Origin of the sequence: Caballeronia sp. LZ029, assembly GCF_031451275.1 — a bacterium.
Classification (GTDB): Bacteria; Pseudomonadota; Gammaproteobacteria; order Burkholderiales; family Burkholderiaceae; genus Caballeronia; species Caballeronia jiangsuensis.
The window spans coordinates 386,833-405,514 of the sequence record NZ_JARUXO010000004.1; the positions used below are offsets into that span (position 1 = coordinate 386,833).

General features: G+C 61.8%; 15 protein-coding genes. 10 read left to right on the plus strand and 5 right to left on the minus strand.

Annotation, left to right across the window (positions count from 1 at the left end; genetic code table 11):
* Positions 1-687: 687 nt before the first annotated feature.
* From katE to QCE73_RS27745, 4 genes are all read left to right on the plus strand, one after another.
* Positions 688-2,814: a catalase HPII gene (katE, locus tag QCE73_RS27730; protein ID WP_309884471.1), complete on the plus strand. Its 2,127-nt coding sequence runs from the start codon at positions 688-690 to the stop codon at positions 2,812-2,814.
* A 228-nt stretch (positions 2,815-3,042) separates the two neighbouring features.
* Entirely contained in the window at positions 3,043-3,576 is a 534-nt protein-coding gene (locus QCE73_RS27735; protein WP_051626833.1) for a hypothetical protein, read from the plus strand.
* Between the two features lie 240 nt (positions 3,577-3,816).
* On the plus strand, positions 3,817-4,083 hold the full coding sequence (locus QCE73_RS27740; protein WP_309884472.1) for an RNA-binding protein: 267 nt from the start codon (positions 3,817-3,819) through the stop codon (positions 4,081-4,083).
* A 182-nt stretch (positions 4,084-4,265) separates the two neighbouring features.
* Complete coding sequence (locus QCE73_RS27745; protein WP_309885269.1) at positions 4,266-5,435, plus strand: hypothetical protein; 1,170 nt, start codon at positions 4,266-4,268, stop codon at positions 5,433-5,435.
* A 15-nt stretch (positions 5,436-5,450) separates the two neighbouring features.
* Here the strand turns inward: QCE73_RS27745 and QCE73_RS27750 are convergent, their stop codons facing one another.
* Together QCE73_RS27750 and QCE73_RS27755 are read right to left on the minus strand one after the other, a co-directional pair.
* A complete protein-coding gene (locus tag QCE73_RS27750; RefSeq protein ID WP_309884473.1) occupies positions 5,451-6,335 on the minus strand; it encodes a DMT family transporter in 885 nt (294 codons plus the stop codon).
* A 90-nt stretch (positions 6,336-6,425) separates the two neighbouring features.
* Positions 6,426-6,611, minus strand: a complete 186-nt coding sequence (locus QCE73_RS27755; RefSeq protein ID WP_309884474.1) for a hypothetical protein — start codon at positions 6,609-6,611, stop codon at positions 6,426-6,428.
* An 827-nt stretch (positions 6,612-7,438) separates the two neighbouring features.
* On the opposite strand from QCE73_RS27755, the gene phnS reads away from it, so the two are divergent.
* The 5 genes from phnS (at position 7,439) to QCE73_RS27780 (ending at position 14,003) form a co-directional block, all read left to right on the plus strand.
* Positions 7,439-8,512 carry a 2-aminoethylphosphonate ABC transporter substrate-binding protein gene (gene phnS / locus QCE73_RS27760; RefSeq protein ID WP_035501408.1) on the plus strand — a complete coding sequence of 358 codons (1,074 nt, stop codon included), beginning with the start codon at positions 7,439-7,441 and terminating at the stop codon, positions 8,510-8,512.
* Position 8,513: 1 nt separating this feature from the next.
* Positions 8,514-9,575 carry a 2-aminoethylphosphonate ABC transport system ATP-binding subunit PhnT gene (phnT, locus tag QCE73_RS27765; RefSeq protein WP_309884475.1) on the plus strand — a complete coding sequence of 354 codons (1,062 nt, stop codon included), beginning with the start codon at positions 8,514-8,516 and terminating at the stop codon, positions 9,573-9,575.
* Positions 9,553-10,482, plus strand: a complete 930-nt coding sequence (phnU, locus tag QCE73_RS27770) for a 2-aminoethylphosphonate ABC transporter permease subunit (protein ID WP_238217354.1) — start codon at positions 9,553-9,555, stop codon at positions 10,480-10,482. The genes phnT and phnU overlap by 23 nt, the downstream gene beginning before the upstream one ends.
* Position 10,483: 1 nt before the next feature.
* A complete protein-coding gene (phnV, locus tag QCE73_RS27775; protein ID WP_309884476.1) occupies positions 10,484-11,296 on the plus strand; it encodes a 2-aminoethylphosphonate ABC transport system, membrane component PhnV in 813 nt (270 codons plus the stop codon).
* A gap of 253 nt (positions 11,297-11,549) precedes the next feature.
* Entirely contained in the window at positions 11,550-14,003 is a 2,454-nt protein-coding gene (locus tag QCE73_RS27780; protein WP_035501602.1) for a glycogen/starch/alpha-glucan phosphorylase, read from the plus strand.
* A gap of 8 nt (positions 14,004-14,011) precedes the next feature.
* On the opposite strand, the gene QCE73_RS27785 is transcribed toward QCE73_RS27780, so the two are convergent.
* Both QCE73_RS27785 and QCE73_RS27790 read right to left on the minus strand, forming a co-directional pair.
* Positions 14,012-14,332: a hypothetical protein gene (locus QCE73_RS27785; RefSeq protein WP_309884477.1), complete on the minus strand. Its 321-nt coding sequence runs from the start codon at positions 14,330-14,332 to the stop codon at positions 14,012-14,014.
* A 110-nt stretch (positions 14,333-14,442) separates the two neighbouring features.
* A complete protein-coding gene (locus QCE73_RS27790; RefSeq protein WP_309884478.1) occupies positions 14,443-14,847 on the minus strand; it encodes a DUF6232 family protein in 405 nt (134 codons plus the stop codon).
* A 292-nt stretch (positions 14,848-15,139) separates the two neighbouring features.
* Between QCE73_RS27790 and QCE73_RS27795 the strand changes: the two genes are divergently transcribed.
* Positions 15,140-16,840: a TniQ family protein gene (locus QCE73_RS27795; protein WP_309884479.1), complete on the plus strand. Its 1,701-nt coding sequence runs from the start codon at positions 15,140-15,142 to the stop codon at positions 16,838-16,840.
* 49 nt (positions 16,841-16,889) lie between these two features.
* Here the strand turns inward: QCE73_RS27795 and QCE73_RS27800 are convergent, their stop codons facing one another.
* Entirely contained in the window at positions 16,890-18,473 is a 1,584-nt protein-coding gene (locus tag QCE73_RS27800; protein ID WP_309884480.1) for an AAA family ATPase, read from the minus strand.
* Positions 18,474-18,682: the final 209 nt, after the last annotated feature.

The following is an 18,682-nucleotide window of genomic DNA, read 5'->3' on the forward strand; positions in this document are numbered from 1 at the left end:
AACGCGGCGAAAGGAGCTAAATGTGTTACCCATGTCCTGACACACCTGTTACCCATGTCTCCGGTCCATACACTGCTGCAAAGAAAGTAACCAAAGAAAGCAGCTTCTCACCGCCCGCGGTCACACGCAGTTTGGCCATGCTTGCCAGCCGCCGGTGGCCCTCGCCTAAGTGTCGCCCCCAAAGGACTGACCGGGCTTGGCTCGCGCACGGTCTGACACATCGCACCCCTTCACTGACTGGTTCAGCACGAAATGGCTCCGGCCCGCTTCGCGGCCGATGGGTCAATCGGGCGCGCGCGCTCCTTCTTCGATGGTTTCCCTCGCAGACCCAACGGCAGCGCGTAGCGCTGTGCCGAAGCTCTTTCGTGCTGAACCAGCGCGCTGAATCGTCTCGGGCGGCAGACCGTGCGCGAGCCAAGCCCGATTGGGCCTGTGAGGGCGACACTTAGGCGAGTGCCACCGCGGGCTGGCAAGCATGGCCAAACTGCGTGTGACCGCGGGCTTAAACGAGCTGTTTCTTTGGTTACTTTCTTTGCAGCAGCAAAGAAAGTGACTGCCGCCCCGCACAGGGGCAGTGCTAATAGACCGACGCGACCACGGGACCGAGCGACAAAACCGACTAGGAACACCACTTGCGCTCGAAGTGAGAGCAAAACCTCACCCAAAACCCCCGGAGGAGTCCCCACAATGGCAACAAAGAAACAGGCGCCCGCGAGCGGCGTCGCGCGCACGCCGTCGCAAAGCAACACCAACAGCAAAGTCGAAGCCCTAGAAACCTTCCGCAGCGACGCCACGAATCAGGCCCTGACGACGAACCAGGGCGTCAAGGTCGCCGATAACCAGAATACCTTGCGCGTCGGCGAGCGCGGCCCTTCGCTGCTCGAAGACTTCATCATGCGTGAAAAAATCACGCACTTCGACCACGAGCGCATTCCCGAACGTATCGTCCATGCCCGCGGATCGGCGGCGCACGGCGTCTTCAAGGTGTACGAATCGCAGGCCGGACTCACCAAAGCCGCGTTTCTGCAAGACCCGTCGAAGGAAACGCCCGTCTATGTGCGCTTTTCGACCGTGCAAGGCTCGCGCGGCTCCGCCGATACCGTGCGCGACGTGCGCGGCTTCGCCGTCAAGTTCTACACGGAAGAAGGCAACTTCGATCTCGTCGGCAATAACATGCCGGTGTTCTTCATCCAGGACGCGATCAAGTTTCCCGATTTCGTCCACGCCGTCAAACCGGAGCCGCATAACGAAATGCCGCAAGGCGGGTCCGCGCACGACACCTTCTGGGATTTCGTCTCGCTCGTGCCCGAATCCGCGCACATGGTCCTCTGGACGATGTCCGATCGCGCGATCCCCCGCAGTCTGCGCACGATGGAAGGCTTCGGCATCCATACCTTCCGCTTCATCGACGCCCAGGGAAAAGGCAGGTTCGTGAAGTTCCACTGGCGCCCGACGATCGGCTCGGCGTCGCTGCTGTGGGACGAAGCGCAGAAGCTCGCAGGCAAGGACGCGGACTTCCATCGCCGGGATCTGTGGGAAGCGATCGACAACGGCGACTATCCCGAGTGGGAGCTCGGCGTGCAGATCGTCGAGGAAGCGGACGAGCACAAGTTCGACTTCGATCTGCTCGATCCCACCAAGATCATTCCCGAGGAGCTCGTGCCGCTGAAGATGATCGGCAAGCTCACGCTGAATCGCAATCCGGATAACTTTTTCGCCGAGACCGAGCAGGTCGCGTTTTGTCCGGGACATATCGTGCCGGGCATCGACTTCACGAACGATCCGCTGCTGCAAGGCCGTCTCTTCTCCTACACCGATACGCAGATCAGCCGGCTCGGCGGTCCGAATTTCCACGAGATTCCGATCAACCGGCCGCTCGCGCCGCTGCATAACGGTCAACGCGACGCGATGCATCGCCAGACGATCGACAAGGGACAGGCATCCTACGAGCCGAATTCGATCGACGGCGGATGGCCGAAGGAAACCGCGCCGGCCGCGGCGGGCGGCGGCTTCGAGAGTTACACGGAGCGCGTCGAAGGGTCGAAGATCCGCGTGCGCAGCCCGTCGTTCAAGGATCACTACTCGCAGGCGACGCTCTTCTGGAACAGCATGACCGATCCCGAGAAGGATCACATCGTCGGCGCTTATTCGTTCGAACTCTCGAAGGTCGAGCGCAAGCCCATCCGCGAGCGCCAACTCGGCATCCTGGCGAATATCGACGAGACGCTCACCGCGCGCGTCGCCGCCAATCTCGGCCTGCCCGCGCCCAAGAAAAGCGCCGACGCCGACGAACTCGGCAAGTCGTCGGTGACGGAGTCGCCTGCGCTGTCGATCGTCGCTAAGGCGAAGCCATCCGTCAAAACGCGCAAGGTCGCGATTCTCGCCGCGCCGGGCGCCGACGCCGCGAGCATCAAGGCCGTGCAGGACGCGCTCAAGGCGGAAGGCGCGCACGCGAAGGTCATCTCGCCGACGCTCGGCTCGCCGGCACAAGGCATCGAGGCCGACGCGACCATTCTCGGCATGCCGTCGATCATGTTCGACGGCGTGATCGTCGCGGGCGGCAAGGACAGCGCGAAGACGCTCTCGCAGTCCGGCGACGCGCGTCATTTCGTGCTGGAAGCGTTCAAGCATCTGAAGGCGATCGGCGCGATCGGCGACGGAGAGGACTTGCTCGCGGCCGCGCATTTGCCGAACGGCGAGGAAGGCGTGGCGGTCGGGAGCGATGCAAAGCAGGTGCTGAAGAGCTTCATCGAAGCAATGAGCAAGCATCGCGTATGGTCGCGCGCCCAGAAGGCGGAGTCGGTTCCGGCCTGATACGCGCGCTAGTCGCGTTTCGCCGCCTGCGACGGCATGGGCCACCATGCCGTCGCAGGTGCGCTTCCCTGTGTTTTTCCCACATCCGGCTCATCGACATGTTGCGCGTTTCGGGGCCGCGATCAACTCTTCGCGTGCACCGCGCGTTTCGTGTGTTTTAATTGAACCTCCGATCATCTCAAAAAAATGCGCGGCGATCCGTGGCCGCGATGGATGGCGCACAGAGGCATGAGTCGAAGGGATACCCGGTTCACCGAGAAAACGAAGCCAGGCGCGGGCCGCACGAGCCGGCGCGCGCGCGTGGCACTGGCGTGGTGCTGCGCGATGCTCGCGCTGATGCCCGGCACGCCGCGCGCCCAGCGCGCCGACTGGCTCGATACGCGCGTCACACAGGCGACCATCGTGGATACGATCTGCGTGCCCGGTTATGTTGACCGCGTGCTGCCGTCGTTCGAGCTTCAGATGCGGCAGAAGGAGCGGCTCCTTAAGCAGCGCAGCATCGATGCGTCGTTCGCGTCGGAATATGCGCTCGATCACCGTATGCCGGTGCTGCTCGGCGGCTCGCCGAATTCGCCCGCGAATCTCGACCTGCGCCGCTGGGAAGGGCGCGCGGGTCAGCGGCGAAAGGAACGGCTCGCCGTCTATCTGAAGCGCTGCGTCTGCACCGGGGACATCACGCTGAAAGACGCGCAGACCGCGATGGTGGGCGACTGGCCCAATCGCTATCCGAATCTTTCCAGCATGACGTGCAGCGGCTTCTGACCATCGATTCCGGCAATTGATTCCAGCCATCCGTCCGATTTAGAACATCTATTGAAAAAGGCGGAATGTCGCAGCACGCGACTGGCTTACGGGATTAGTATGGAGCTATCTCGAAATTCGCCGTGGAGCTGCCATGATGTTCGCGTATGTGTCCCTTTTCGTCGTCGGCACGCTTGCGGTGCGCGTGATCCTGAAGCAGCGCCCGCAGCCCGTGCGGGTGCGCGCAAGAAGGTGACGCCGATGAACCTGATCGTCTGGGACCTTCCGCAACGCTGCGCCGCCCGCGAAGTGCGGCGCTTTCTGGAGCACGAGCTCGGCGGTTATGCGAGCGATATCGAAGTCCACGGCGCAGGCACCGCTCAAGCCTACGCGGTCGCGAGGCTAGCCACCGATGTGCCCTACATCGGCGAGGCGATCGCGCAAAAGCTGTGTCACCAGCGTTTTCTCGACGAACCCTTGCGCGCCCGGGCATCGCCTTCCGGCGACGCGTCCATCCGTCTGCATTGATTCGGGTGCGCGGTGCGCGCTGATTGCGCGCACGCGGCCGGAATGAACTTTGCTGAAGCTCCTCTGACGAACGTCATGTAGCGGCGAAGCCGGTGCTCGTGCGCACCGGCTTTTTTGTCGATGCGCGCAGTCTCGCGCACGAGCCGCTCGTTGTCAGAACGCAAAGCGGATCATTCATATCGATGCAGCAGGCAGGAAAGAACAAGACGCCGTTCGGCGCAAGGATTTTCGTGGGCGCGGTAGCGGGCGCGCTCGTTTCGATGGCGACAGCGGTTCATGCGCAGGCTCAGGCGGCATTGGGCGCATCGGGGACGATCGCGCAGGGACGCGTAACGGCGATGCCCGTCGCGCCCACACCGCCGATGCCCCAAGGCGCCAGCATCCCGCACGTCGCGAGCGCGCCCGAGCGCGCGCTTCCGGCGATGCCCGTGCCGATGCCCGCGCAAGCGTCGCCGGAAGCGTCGGCGGCGGCCGAGGCGTCGGCGGCCAGCGCCGCGAGCGCGGCATCCGAAGCGCAGGCGCCTGAAGTACCCTTGCCCGCGGAGCCGCCCGAACCCAATCTCGCGCAGCGCACCGACATGCCGCCAGCGGGCGCCTATGCGATGCGGCAGGACTTCGCGCAGCAGGTCGATCGGCGGCTCACCGTGCCCGTCGCGGATCAGCAGGCCTACGGCCGTCTGCTGCAACATACGCTTGACGAAGACGGCCACGGCGATCTCGCCAACGAGTTCGTCGTGCTAGTCGATCGCAGTGCGAACGTGCAGGCGATCTTCGTCTACTTCCGCGGCAAGGCGGGCGATGCATGGTCGATGATCGGCGCGTCGCCGGTATCGACGGGCCGGCCCGGCACCTACGATCACTTCGTCACGCCGCTGGGCGTGTTTCAGCACGTGCCGGGCAACATGGACTTTCGCGCCGAGGGCACGCTGAACGAGTTCAAGATCCGCGGCTACGGCGCGCGCGACATGCGCATCTACGATTTCGGCTGGGCCGACGGCGAACGCGGCTGGGGCCGTGGCGGCAAGTCGCCGATGCGCTTCCAGATGCACGCGACCGATCCCGAGAAACTGGAGCCGCTGCTCGGCATGCGCCACTCGAAGGGCTGTGTGCGCATTCCTTCGACGCTCAACACGTTCTTCGATCATCACGGCATTCTCGATGCGCAATACGAGGCGCGCGCATCCGAAGGCGAGTCGATGTGGGTTCTGAAGGCTACGCGCAAGACGACGCCGTGGGCGGGCCACTATCTCGTCGTCGTCGATACGGGCCGGAAGACGCGGCCGGCGTGGTCGCCGGGTCCGGGCAAGGCGGTGCGCGCGCACATTCCGGCGGGCGCGGATACGGTCGATTGAACCGCGCCCGAAGCGCTATTTCGCGCGCGCGAGCAGCACGCCCGCGAGCGCGACGCCGAAGCCCGCGAGTTGCACGGCGTTGAGCGTCTCGCCGAACGCGAGAAAGCTTTCGAGTGCGGCGAGCGGCGGCGCGAGAAAGAGCAGGGCGGTCGCGCGCGATGCGTCACCGCGCCGGACCATCCACACGAGCAGTGTCGTCGCGACGCCCGAGAGCATCACGATGCCCCATGCGAGTGAGAGCCACGTCGTCATCGACGCAATGAAGCGATGCTCGCCGAGCGCCATCGCGAGCACGAGCGCGACGATCGCCGCGCCCGCGTTCTGCAACGCGCTGGCGCTGCGGATATCGGCGCGTGCGAGCGAGGTCTTCTGATATAGCGTGCCCGCGGTGATCGCGACGATGGACAGCAGCGCGATCATCACGACGATCGATTGCGACGGGTGGCCGCCTGCTGCATGTTCGACGTGCGCGCCGCTCGCCGCGATTTTCGGCGCGAGCACGAGCGCGACACCGACGAGGCCGAGCGCGAGCCCGCTCCATGCGCGGGGCGAGAGCCGTTCGCCGAAGAGCCGCGCGGCGACGGCGGCCGTCAGAAGCGGCTGCAGCGCGCCGAGCAGCGCCATGATGCCCGCACCGAGCCCTTGCGCGACGGCCCAGTAGCCCGCGCCGAGATAGACCCCTTGCAGCAGTGCGCCGGCGAACAGGTGCCGGGCGATGTCGCGGCCTTTCGGCCAGGGCGCGCGCGTGATGGTGGCGATCGCGAGAAACAGGAGCGTCGTGCCGGCGAAGCGCGCGAGCAGATACAGATTCGGATCGACGTAAGGCGTGATCGCCCGTGCGACGATGAAGCCCGTCGACCAGAGAAACACGAAGACGGGAGCGGCGAGAATCGAAACCATGTGAGGCATGCGGCAAGACGAGATGCCGCAGTATGCGATCGATGGGTTGCGGGCGTCTTGTCTAACCGTGCACTCGTCGGTGCGGGTCCGTTATTCGATGGTGAAGGTGTCGAGCGGTTGGTTGGCGCGTGGGTCGCGCTCGAAACGTCGCGATAGTTGCGCGTGCAAGCGCCTGGCTTCGTCGAGCGTGAGATCGATCCAGTAGGGATCGCCGGCTGCGTCGTTCAAGCGGCCTGGAGGGAACTGGATTTCGATTACCACGCCTTTTTTGTACATTCTTGATGCCTCGTTTGGAGCTTCTTGCGAAGCGGGATAGTCTAGCGGATGAGTGTTCGGGGATTGCTTTACCTGCGGAAAGAATGCATTGCTTTCGGCATGGTCGGGTTTGGTTCGCCGGATCCCGGTTTCTTAGTGGTCTATTAGCGTTGCCCCTATGCGGGGCGGCAGTCACTTTCTTTGCTGCTGCAAAGAAAGTAACCAAAGAAACAGCTATCCCCAGCCTAAGCACTTCACACCGGCCGCGGCACAGGCGATTGGCTGAATGGCCCGGCAGTAGCGAGTGCCCCCGCAAGCAGACAAAGACTTGGACCGCGCACGGTCTGACTCATCGCATCACACAAGAAACTGGTTCAGCACCAAATAGCTCCGGCCCGCTTCGCGGCCGATGAGTCAATCGGGTCTGCGCGTGCTTCTTCTTCGACGGTTTCCCTCGCGTACCCGACGGCAGCGCGTAGCGCTGTGCCGAAGCTCTTTCGTGCTGAACCAGCACGCTGAAACGTTTCGGGCGGCAGACCGTGCGCGATCCAAGCCCGACTGGGCCTGTGAGGGCGACACTTAGGCGAGTGCCGCCTGCGGCTGGCAAGCATGGCCAACGTGCGTGTGACCGCGGGCCTAAATGAGCTGTTTCTTTGGTTACTTTCTTTGCAGCAGCAAAGAAAGTGACTGCCGCCCCGCACAGGGGCAGTGCCAATAGACCGACACGAAATCAGGATTCCCCGAAAGCCCAGCAAAAAAACCTTCACATCGATGTCACAGACCTCTGCAATGCTTGGGGGTTGAAGGTCACCCCACCCATCCATCACCTCTACACGAGACACCCAAAAATGACCCGCGATTTCCGCCTCGCGCGCACCGTGCTGCCGGCGTTCGCCGCCGCCTTCACCCTGCTTGCCGCGATGCCCGTCCACGCCGCCGACGCTGTCGTCCTGTACACCGCCGACGGCCTCGAGAATCTCTACAAGGACGTGCTTCCCGCATTCGAAAAGAAGGAAGGCGTGAAGGTCAACATCGTCACGGCGGGCAGCGGCGAAGTGGTGAATCGCGCGACCGTCGAGAAGGATTCGCCCAAGGCCGACGTGCTCGTCACGCTGCCGCCTTTCATCCAGCAGGCGCAGCAGGGCGGCCTCCTGCAACCCTATCAGAGCGTGAACTACAAGAACGTGCCCGCCATCGCCAAGGCGCAGGACGGCGCATGGGCCACGTTCGTCAACAACTACTTCTCGTTCGCGATCAATCCGGAAGTCACGAAGACCGCGCCGAAGACCTTCGCCGATCTGCTGCATCCGAACTACTCCGGCAAGATCGCGTATTCGAATCCGGCGACGGCAGGCGACGGCATGGCCGTCATCATCCTGACCTCGGCACTGATGGGCGAGGACAAGGCATTCGATTACCTCAAGTCGCTCGAGCAAAGCGCCAAGTTCCATACGAAGGGCACGGGCTATCTCGACGTGCTGCTCTCGCGTAACGAGATCGCGTTCGCCAACGGCGATCTGCAAATGGACCTCGACGATGCCGCGAACGGCGGTCTCTCGATCAAGCCGCTCTTCCTGTCGCACAAGGCGGGCGAAGCGCCGACCACGTTCCAGTTGCCCTATGCGATCGGCCTCATCAAGAGCGGTCCGAATCAGGCGGCGGGCAAGAAGCTGATCGACTATCTGATGTCGTCGGAGGTGCAGTCGAAAGTGCCCGATATCTACGGCATTCCGGGCCGCACCGACGTGCCGCTCGCCGGCAAGAACGGCGAAGCCGTCAAGCAGGCGATCTCCGGCGTGAAGCTCATTCCCGTCGACTGGAACGAAGTCATGCAGAAGAAGGCGGGCTGGACCGAGCGCTGGAAGACCGAAGTCATCGGCAATACGGGCAAGCAAACCGACGTCGTCAAGCCGAAGTCGTAACGTGAGCGCGCTTCCCAAAGAAGCGCCCGGCGTCCACTCGACGCCGGGCGTGCATATCGATCGTCTGACGGTGCGCTTCGGTACGCGCACCGTGCTCGACGATCTCTCGCTTCGCATCGGTCGCGGCGAATTTCTCACCGTGCTCGGCCGAAGCGGCTGCGGCAAGACCACGCTGTTGCGCTTCATCGCGGGCTTCGTCAAGGCCGATGCGCTCGCGGGCACGCTCACCGTAGCGGGCCGCGATCTTACGCACGTGCTACCGCATCAGCGCAATCTCGGGCTGCTGTTCCAGAGCTATGCGCTCTTTCCGCATCTGTCCGTATTCGACAACGTCGCGTTCGGGCTGCGTGCGCGCAAGCTGAAGGCGGGCGAGGTCGCGAGGCGCGTCGCCGATGCGCTCAAGCTCGTGCAGCTTTCCGATGCCGGTCACGTGATGCCCGCGCAGCTTTCCGGCGGCATGCAGCAGCGCGTCGCGCTGGCGCGTGCGCTCGTCATCGAACCGGATGTGCTGCTGCTCGACGAACCGCTCTCCGCGCTCGATGCCAACCTGCGCGCGTCGGTGCGCAGCGAGTTGAAGGCATTGCATGAGCGCCTGCCGAATCTGACGATCGTCTGCGTGACGCACGATCAGGACGATGCGCTCGTGCTCTCCGATCGCACGCTCCTGATGCGCGATGGCCGCATCGCGCAACTCGGCGCGCCGCGCGAGTTGTACGACGCGCCCAACGATGCCTTCGTCGCGCGCTATCTCGGCGCGGCGAATCTGTTGCCGCCGCGCGTGGTGTATCCCGTCGGCGATGCGCGGCACGACGAGCGCGAACGTCTCGCGTGCATCCGTCCCGAGCGCTTCACGATCGTGCCGCTGGGCGAAGGTCCGTTGCACGGCACCATCGCGTCCGTCGAATGGTATGGCGCGGCGCTGTCCATTACCGTCGCGCTCGATGCGTCGCCCGACGAGCCCGTGCTCGTGACGACGCAACGCGGCCATTCGCGCATGCCCGAGAAAGGCACGCGCGTGTCCCTTCGCTTCGAGGCTGACGATGTCGTCCTTGTTCGTTCCTGACAGCGTCGCGCGCAACGAAGGCGGCATCAGCGACGCGGATCTTTCCGCGCAATTCGCCGCCCATGCCGAAGAAGCGAAGCGCCGCGAGCGCAAAGGGCAATGGCATCTGCTCTTCATACTCGTGTTCGTGCTCGGGCCGCTCGTCGTCTATCCGCTCGCGCGGCTCGTGATGCTCAGCGTGACCGGCGCGAATGGCTTCACGCTGCATGCGTACACCGCGTTCTTCGGCAACCCGGAAACGCGCGGCATGATCGGCACGACGCTCGGCATTCTCGTCGCGAGCGCGAGCATCGCTTCGTTGCTCGGCGTCGCGATCGCGTCGATGTTGTTCTTCAGGCCGTTCGCGGGCGCGCGTCTGCTCACGCGCTTCCTCGAATTGTTCGTCGCGTTTCCGTCGTTTCTGGTCGCGTTCACGCTGATCTTTCTCTACGGCTCGCAAGGGTCCGTCAGCATCGGCTTGCAGCGGATCTTTTCGCTCGATGCGACGCCGCTCGATTTCCTCTTCGGCATCGGCGGCGTGATCCTCGCGGAAGTCGTGTTCTATGCGCCGTTCGTCGTCCGTCCGACGCTTGCATCGTATGCAACGCTCGACATGCGGCTCGTCGAAGCAGCGAAAAGTCTCGGCGCCGATGGCTGGATGGTCGCGACGAAGGTCGTGTTGCCGCTCGCGTGGCCGGGCATCGCCGCGGGAACGATTCTCTGCTTCCTGCTCACGCTGAACGAATTCGGCATTCTGCTCGTGCTCGGCAGCGCGCATCTGATCACCTTGCCGATCGCGATCTACAGCGCGGCGACCGTCGATCTCGATCTGCCCACCGCGGCTGCCGGCTCGGTCGTGATGCTGCTGATGTCGCTGTCGCTCTATGCGCTATACAGGCGCGTCAATCGTCGCGCGGGAGTCCGCTGACATGCAGCTTTCGGTTTCGTCGCGATTCACGCCCGGCGCGTTCCTGCGCTTCGCGTTCACGGGCTTCGTCGCGCTCTTGTGCTTCTGGCTGTTCGTGCTGCCGGTGGTCGTCGTCGCCTTGTCGAGCGTCGCGTCGCACTGGTCGGGAACGATCCTGCCGGATGGCTTCAGCACGCGCTGGTTCGCGCGGCTTTCGTCGAGCGATCTCGATGCGGTGATCACGAGCCTCGAAGTCGGTCTCGGCGTCGCGTTCATCGGCACGGCGCTCGGTCTGTGGCTCGCGCTCGCGCTGGAAGGGCGCGACCGGCGCGGTCTCGGCGCGCTCGTCGATGCCGTCGCGATGATGGGCAGCGGCGTGCCGAGCGTCGTGCTCGGGCTCGCGGTGTTGATCGCGTATCACAAGCGTCCGCTCGATCTGTCCGGATCGGCCGCGATCGTCGTGCTGGTGCAGCTCGCGCTCGTGCTGCCGTTCTGCTATCGCTGCGCGGCCGCCGCGCTGCGTCCCGAGCTCACGATCCTGCGCGAGGCCGCCGCGAGTCTCGGCGCGCCGCCGCGGATGGTGCTCGCGCGCGTGGTATTGCCGCAACTCGTGCCCGCGATCCGCGCGAGCCTCGCGCTCGGCTTCGCGCTTTCGCTCGGCGAGCTGGGCGCGACGCTGACCGTCTATCCGCCCGGTTTCGCGACGGTGCCGATCGTTGTCGTGGGGCAGGTCAATCGCGGCTACTATCTGCCGGCATCGGCGCTCTCGCTGATCCTGCTGGCCGTCTCGCTCGCGGCGCTTCTGCTGATCGCCGCCCGCGCGCCGCGCCGCTGATCGCATCGAAAACATACGGATTCCGAATCAAATTTCCTCTTCTCGAGGGGCCCGTGCGGTTGCCGGAAGCAATCCGCGGGCCTCGTCGCGGTTTCGGCGTGTCATACCAAAATAAATAAAACTGGCGTAACCTGCACGTTCAGGCACGTCCGCACCCGCTTGACCGGATCAGCGCGCCAATATGGGGCAACCGGTGTGAACTCCCGTCATGCTTTCGCGGTCGTTGCATATGTCGCAAAAACCGGAGGTTCCGATGACATCCGTCGACCTGGAATTCGACCAGCTCAACAGCACTGTCGATGCGCTCAGGCGCTCCATCTCGAACCGCCTGATGTACGGCGTCGGCAAAGATGCAGTCACCGCGCAGCCGCGCGACTGGCTCCATGCCGCCGAACTGGCGGTGCGCGATCGTCTCGTCGCACGCTGGATGCGCACCACGCGGCTGCAGTACGAGCAGGACGTGAAGCGCGTCTACTACCTGTCGATGGAGTTTCTCATCGGCAGAACTTTCAGCAATGCGCTGCTCGCGCTCGGCATCTATGACGAGGTGCGCGACGCGCTGGCCGGCCTCGGCGTCGATCTCGCGACGCTCGAAGACCTGGAGCCGGACGCCGCGCTCGGCAATGGCGGCCTCGGGCGACTCGCGGCCTGCTTCCTCGATTCGATGGCGACCGTCGGCGTGCCGGGCTTCGGCTACGGCATCCGCTACGAATACGGGATGTTCCGGCAGACGATCGTCGACGGCAATCAGGTCGAGATGCCCGATTACTGGCTGCGCGCGGGCAATCCGTGGGAGTTTCCGCGGCCCGAGGTCGTGTACACGGTGCACTTCGGCGGCCGCACCGTGCAGCACGAAGATCGCACCGACTGGATCGACACCGAGCACGTCAACGCGATGGCCTACGACACGGTCATCCCCGGCTTCGCCACGACGGCAACGAACACGCTGCGCCTGTGGTCCGCGCGCGCGACCGACGAGTTCGACCTGTCCGCGTTCAATCAGGGCGACTATCGCCGCGCGGTGGAGGCGAAGAACACGTCCGAGCACGTGTCGCGGCTGCTGTATCCGGACGACTCGACGCAGGCCGGCCGCGAACTGCGTCTGCGTCAGGAATACTTCTTCGTCTCCGCGACGATGCAGGATCTGATTCGCCGCTATCAGCGCACGCACACGCATTTCGGGCGGCTCGCGGAAAAGGTCGCGGTGCATCTGAACGACACGCACCCGGTGCTCGCGATTCCGGAGCTGATGCGTCTTCTCGTCGACAGGCATCATCTGCCGTGGGACAAGGCGTGGAAGCTCATCCAGCAGATGTTCTCCTACACAAACCACACGCTGATGCCCGAGGCGCTCGAAACGTGGGACGTCGAGATGCTCGCGCGTCTGTTGCCGCGGCATCTGGAGATCATCTTCGAGATCAACGCGCAGTTCCTCAAGCAGGTCACCGAGAAGTTCGGGCGCGATGTCGAACTGATCCGCCGTATCTCGCTCGTCGACGAATACGGTCAGCGGCGCGTGCGCATGGCGCATCTCGCGATCGTCGCGAGCCACAAGGTGAACGGCGTATCGAAGCTGCACTCGCAACTGATGGTGCAGAACATCTTCTCCGATTTCGCGCGCATGTATCCGGAGCGCTTCACGAACGTGACGAACGGCGTCACGCCGCGACGCTGGCTCGCGCAGGCGAGTCCGTCGCTGTCCGCGCTGATCGACAAGCGGCTCGGACCGCGCTGGCGCACCGATCTCTTTGAGCTCGGCCGTCTGCGCGAATGGCGCGACGATCCCGAGTTCTGCAAGGCCTTTCACGACGCGAAGTTCGCGAGCAAGCTTCGCCTGGTGGAACGCGCCAAACGCGACGCCAACGCGATCATCAATCCGGAAGCGTTGTTCGACCTGCAGGTGAAGCGCATCCACGAGTACAAGCGGCAACTGCTCAACATCCTGTACGTGATCGTGCGCTACAACCGCATCCGCGAGAATCCGGAGCAGGACTGGACGCCGCGCGTCGTGATGTTCGCGGGCAAGGCGGCGTCCGCGTACAAGATGGCGAAGAACATCATCAAGCTCATCAACGATGTCGCGAAGCGAATCAACGCGGACCCGCTCATCGGCGACCGGCTGAAGGTCGGCTTCATTCCGAACTACGGCGTGAGCGTGGCCGAACTCATCATTCCGGCGGCCGATCTGTCCGAGCAGATTTCGATGGCCGGCACCGAGGCTTCGGGTACCGGTAACATGAAGCTCGCGTTGAACGGTGCGCTGACCATCGGCACGCTCGATGGCGCGAACATCGAAATCTGCGATGCGGTCGGGCGCGAGAACATCTTCATCTTCGGCAACACGACCGATGAGATCGAGTCTTTGCGCGCGGCGGGTTATCGGCCGCGGCAGATTTACGAGGAGAACGCGGAACTGAAACTCGCGCTCGACCAGATCCGCCTCGGGCATTTCTCGCCGGAAGAGCCACATCGTTTCTACGATATCTTCCACACGCTCGTGGACTGGGGCGATCATTACATGGTGCTCGCCGACTTCGACAGCTTCGACAAGACGCAGACCGAAGTCGATCTCAAGTTCCGCGACAAGGACGCCTGGACGAAGAGCGCGATCGAGAATGTCGCGGGCATGGGCATCTTCTCGTCGGATCGCACGATCGCGGAGTATGCGCGCGATATCTGGCACGTGGAGCCGCTACAGGTGACCTGACGACGCGTTCAGTGCCGCGTGACACGGATCACGCGGCCGAGCGTCGCGTTGGGGAAATGCGCGGTGAGCGTGCCGATGACGTCGTTGATGTCTTCGCTGTCGGTCTCGACATAGAGCGTCGTGCAGTCGTGGAGGCGGCTCGTCTCGACGACGTACGCCTGCGCGAGCGCGCCGAACGCATACGCGAGCACTTCGCGCGCGGGCGACGAGTCGAGGCCCGGAACGGTCAGATCGAACGCGACGCAGTGACGCGCTTCGCGGCGGCGCGGCGAGCCGCCGCCGAGCGTATGGGCGACGGTGGATGAATCGGAAGAAGTGCGGAGGTCCATCGATGTAAGCCGTCCAGCGACGGCTCGTAGTGGCAACGCTTGAACTCTAGCGCCGCGCGCCTAAAGACCGGGCTAAAGAAACGCGCCGCCGTATAAACGCCGCATCAAATTCACGCTTGCGGCTTGGCGGGCGCGCTCGCCGCATGTTTCGCGACGGCTTCGCCGACTAGCGTCGCCACTTTATCCGCGAATTCCTGATCCTTCGTGATGAGCACTTCGCGCTCGCCATCGGGCGTCACGACCATCAACTGAAAGATCACGTCCTGCGTGATCCACGTGAGATAACCCACCACGATGGTCATCACGCCGAGCACGAGCGCCGGGCCGGAGCCCGTGAAGATGCCCGCGACGAGCGCGACGAGCCCGATCACAGCGATGATGACGGGCAGCGGCTTCTGACGCGGGATCTTCACGACGCGCGCCGTGCGCAAGTCGCGCAGCGGAATCATCTGCCCCGACGCCGACAGGCCGGCGCGCGAGAGCGTGACGCCGCGTTCGTTGAAAGGAGTGTCCATAAGTATTTCGTGTTTTTTGCAGCCGATGAAACCGGGGAGCGTACCAGACCGGGTGTATCGGCGGCAGATTCCTGAAAGTGCAACGGGCGACTTCGGACAATATTTTGTCATGGAACAAAGAAGTTGAGAACGAGAACAAAAGTAAAAGGTCGGCGAAATCCTCCTGTTACCCTTGCGAGGATGCCTCTCTGCGTGATAAGAAAAGGCAGCTTCTGACAGGTTTGGCAACTGCCTTCAGCGAGGACGCAATCGGAATGGCCATCGTTTTCAACTTTATTGCTGAGTCATGTTCGTGAACATTCCGTGGGTGCCGATGGGCACAACGCTGAGTTCCTTCGCGATACTCGTCAATCGCTTGAATTGCGATTCTTCGCAGTGTCACACCATGATGACGCTATTTGGGACGAAATCGGTGAGACCTGAAAGCGCGCTGGGCATCGGAGCGGCGCTCTGCGCAAGCCAGATCGGTAGCGGAACCTTCAGCGACGTTGACAGTATTCTGCATAATCACACACTCTGGCCGCTGTACGCGTATCCATTACCTCGAAGCATCCGACAGACATGGCGAGACACCGTCATGAAGATAGGCGCGAGCGGGCGATGGACGGGCTTTCTGGCGGGGCATCACAATACTCCAATCGCCAAGAAGAATTTGCATCTCTGTCTGAAATGCGTCGACGATGATTTGTCGTTGACGGGCGTCGCACATTGGCGCACGTTTCATCAAATTCCTGGAGTGGATCATTGCATCATTCACCGCGATGAACTCATAGGGGCATGTCAAAACTGTGGCCGTAGGCTGGGATGCTCGTGGAAGACGCGACTTCCTTTGCCGTTATGCTCACAATGTGGAAAACCGCTAATAGTCCAAAAATCGGACATTTCACCAGGCTATTCGTCTCTATTGAACGTTCTTGCGACTGCGTTCAGCGGTGATTGGTCGATACTGATGCCAGAGCGTCGCAGCGGATTGTATAAAAATTATATGGACGGTGAGACGGTAGCCCTGCGGCGCGCTGCAGGTCTGGTCGAGTCAGTTCTGTCCAACTGGAGGCTCGATTCCGGCCAGGCACTTGGCGATCAGCTGAAGGTTCAATTTTCCGCTCCAATAGTAGCGAGGGCCCTCGAAAACAGGAGCTATGAGGCGCCTCCGTTGCTGCACCTATTGCTCATGAGCCATATCGCGCTCTGCCAGAAGAACGGTGAAGTTTGGGCGGGGCTTCTCTTGTGTGATTCGAATGCACCGATTTCGAGTCGGCGAGAGCCTGAAGACTTGATGCGGCCGGTTCAAATGCCGTTTCGACTACCTCCTGACAAAGATGCGGAAATCAAACACGCTCTGTCTAGCAAAGGATATCCTGTCTCGATGCTGTTGGATTTGTATGCGGGTATATGCTGGCGTCAAGTGCGTACAGACCATGGTTTACTGGACGAACCCAGAGGTAGGGTGCACGACATTGTGCCTTGGTTCGACGCATACACTCGGGCGATCGCCTTTGAAAGAATGATGTCCAGATGGGGGGATCGACGGCAGCTCCGTAGGGATGCGCAGCCTTGCGGGCCTGTAGAAAACCTCAAGCATTGGCATCGCGATGTGTTGATGCAAGCCATCGACGGGGATCACAGCCTCTTCTTTTTAGACCAATGGCAAAGGGCGATGCCGCGACACATCGAGTGGATGTACCAAAACGATTGCGAGTGGCTGCTGGCAATACTGCCAGTTCGATTGCGATCGCGATACAGGTTGCGCGGACGGTTGGCCAATAGATCGGCAATATGTACGGCCTTGTCTGATCGCAATCATGATGAAGCTGAGGAATCGGCAACACGTGCATTGAACTGGGCACGCGACAACGATCGTCTTTGGCTCGATACGGTTATCATTTATGTGCCTGCCCCGAGGGGTAATCGGCAAAAGCTATTGCCAATCGTACACCATATGTCTCGATCCATTGAGTATTATCGATCTCTTCCCAAGCATTCTTTTCGGTGAAGTCAACATAAACGGATAAAATATGGCGTTTTGTTGTCTCTGGGACCAGTCAATCAGAATCTGATTTCGCGCGTGTTTTTCGGACACTTTTTGCTGTTCGATGTTTGTCGGGCCTGCTGCTTGACGTCGGCGAGTGCAGGGCCCGATGAAGCGCCTCCGCTTCTTGCTGCAGTAGTTCTCGTGCCTGGCTCGACCGAAGATCTTGAGGGTCAAGCAGTTCCGACAGTCTCCTTACGCGTTCCTCCTCGATTTTTTGATTTTTCTTTTGCCGTTGAAACTTTTGCTCGGCCTTAACAAACCGCGGCACCGTCAAATGGGCGCTTGCGGGCGCACTGGAAGGAAGGCGATCGACTGCGGGCGTTCCAGCGTGCACTTTTTCGATGTTGTTTGTTGGCGTCAGGCTCCAGTGCGCCGCGAAATGCTCAGTCGGAATGTCCTTGAAATTGCTCATCGCTTGCAAGTCACGGCGATAGAGGGCTCGGATGACAGGCCGTTGTTCCTTCATGTCGTCGCTTTGATAAGCCATCAAGACACGCTGTGCAGTGACCTTTCTCTCTTTTCGGCGAATCATGTGGGCTTGCGTGATCCGCCACAGATCTTCGAAATAACCGTGAACGCCAGCTGAGCATTGGAAGAACACGCTCTTCAATTCTGGCGTGAGCTCAAATCCGGCATTGACGACATTGAATTGAATCTTTCCCGGGATAAAGAACTCATTCCACTCGATGTCGTCGATATTCGATGCGGGCCACAGGTCGATCGCACCGGCCTTATATAGTCGCCGGATATCCTGGGCAAACTCATCGAAATCGGAAAATCCAAGCGGATTGCCGACCAGCACGACCGGTATGCCAAAATTGAGCAGACGTAAAAAGAACAAAAGGATATTTTTTCTCTCTGGACTGGCTGCGAAGTTGCGTTCCTGAATCTCTTCGATGATGAGAACGCCACAGTAGTGATCGCTGAGTACCGCCGCAACGATGACCATGAGCTTCTCGATGCTTGGTCTGTTCCTGACGATGTAGTTATCGTGATAATTCGTGTTCAATGCACGATCGACCGACTTCAGGATATTCGCAAGGAAGCCGGCACGTGATGTGTCGGCGCTCATCTGGGCGACTACATAGACGAGCTGCTTGGCGCGCAGCCAGCGCGCATTTTCGTTGGGGCCATGATCGACGACTTGTGGAAACAGGCTCAGGGTTCGCGTCCAGGTTGCACTCTTTCCGACTCCTGTGATACCCCGTATCGCCATGCCTTTTGCGTTGGTCGCGAACCATGGCAGGTCACACATGAGTGCGCCCGGCAAGGCCGCGATTTCATGCATTCGTTTTCTGCATGAGGCCACTCCGGGATGGCGCTCAATGTACCCACTTCGTAGCAACTGCTGAATGCGTCTTGCGACATCCAGGGCCGTCGGCGTTGGGACAAAATGACTCTCGATTAGAGGCAGGAAATCTTCGCGATGCTCAAGCGGCACCTCGGACCAAGCAAGCTTGTCCAACGGACGATAGCAGAGGCGTTCGGCAAGCTCGTGCGGAGCAAGCTTTGACCCGAGCGCATCGAGCAACGGGTTGGGACCAAAAGCTTCACAGAGTACGTCGGACGCCGTTCGGCGGTCACTGGATCTCATGGCTCCCCTATCCCCTTGAAGCCCGCAGTGCGGCTAAGCTATCGTCGAACTCGTTGTGCCCGTGATTGATGTCTCGCCGAAGAAGGCTGAGGGTTCGCATCCACGTCGCACTCTTTCCTACTCTTGTCATACTCCATGTCTCCGTGCGTTTAGCGTTGGTCGCCCACCCTAGCAGGTTGGGCACTCCCCTTGCCGGCAGGGATGGGATC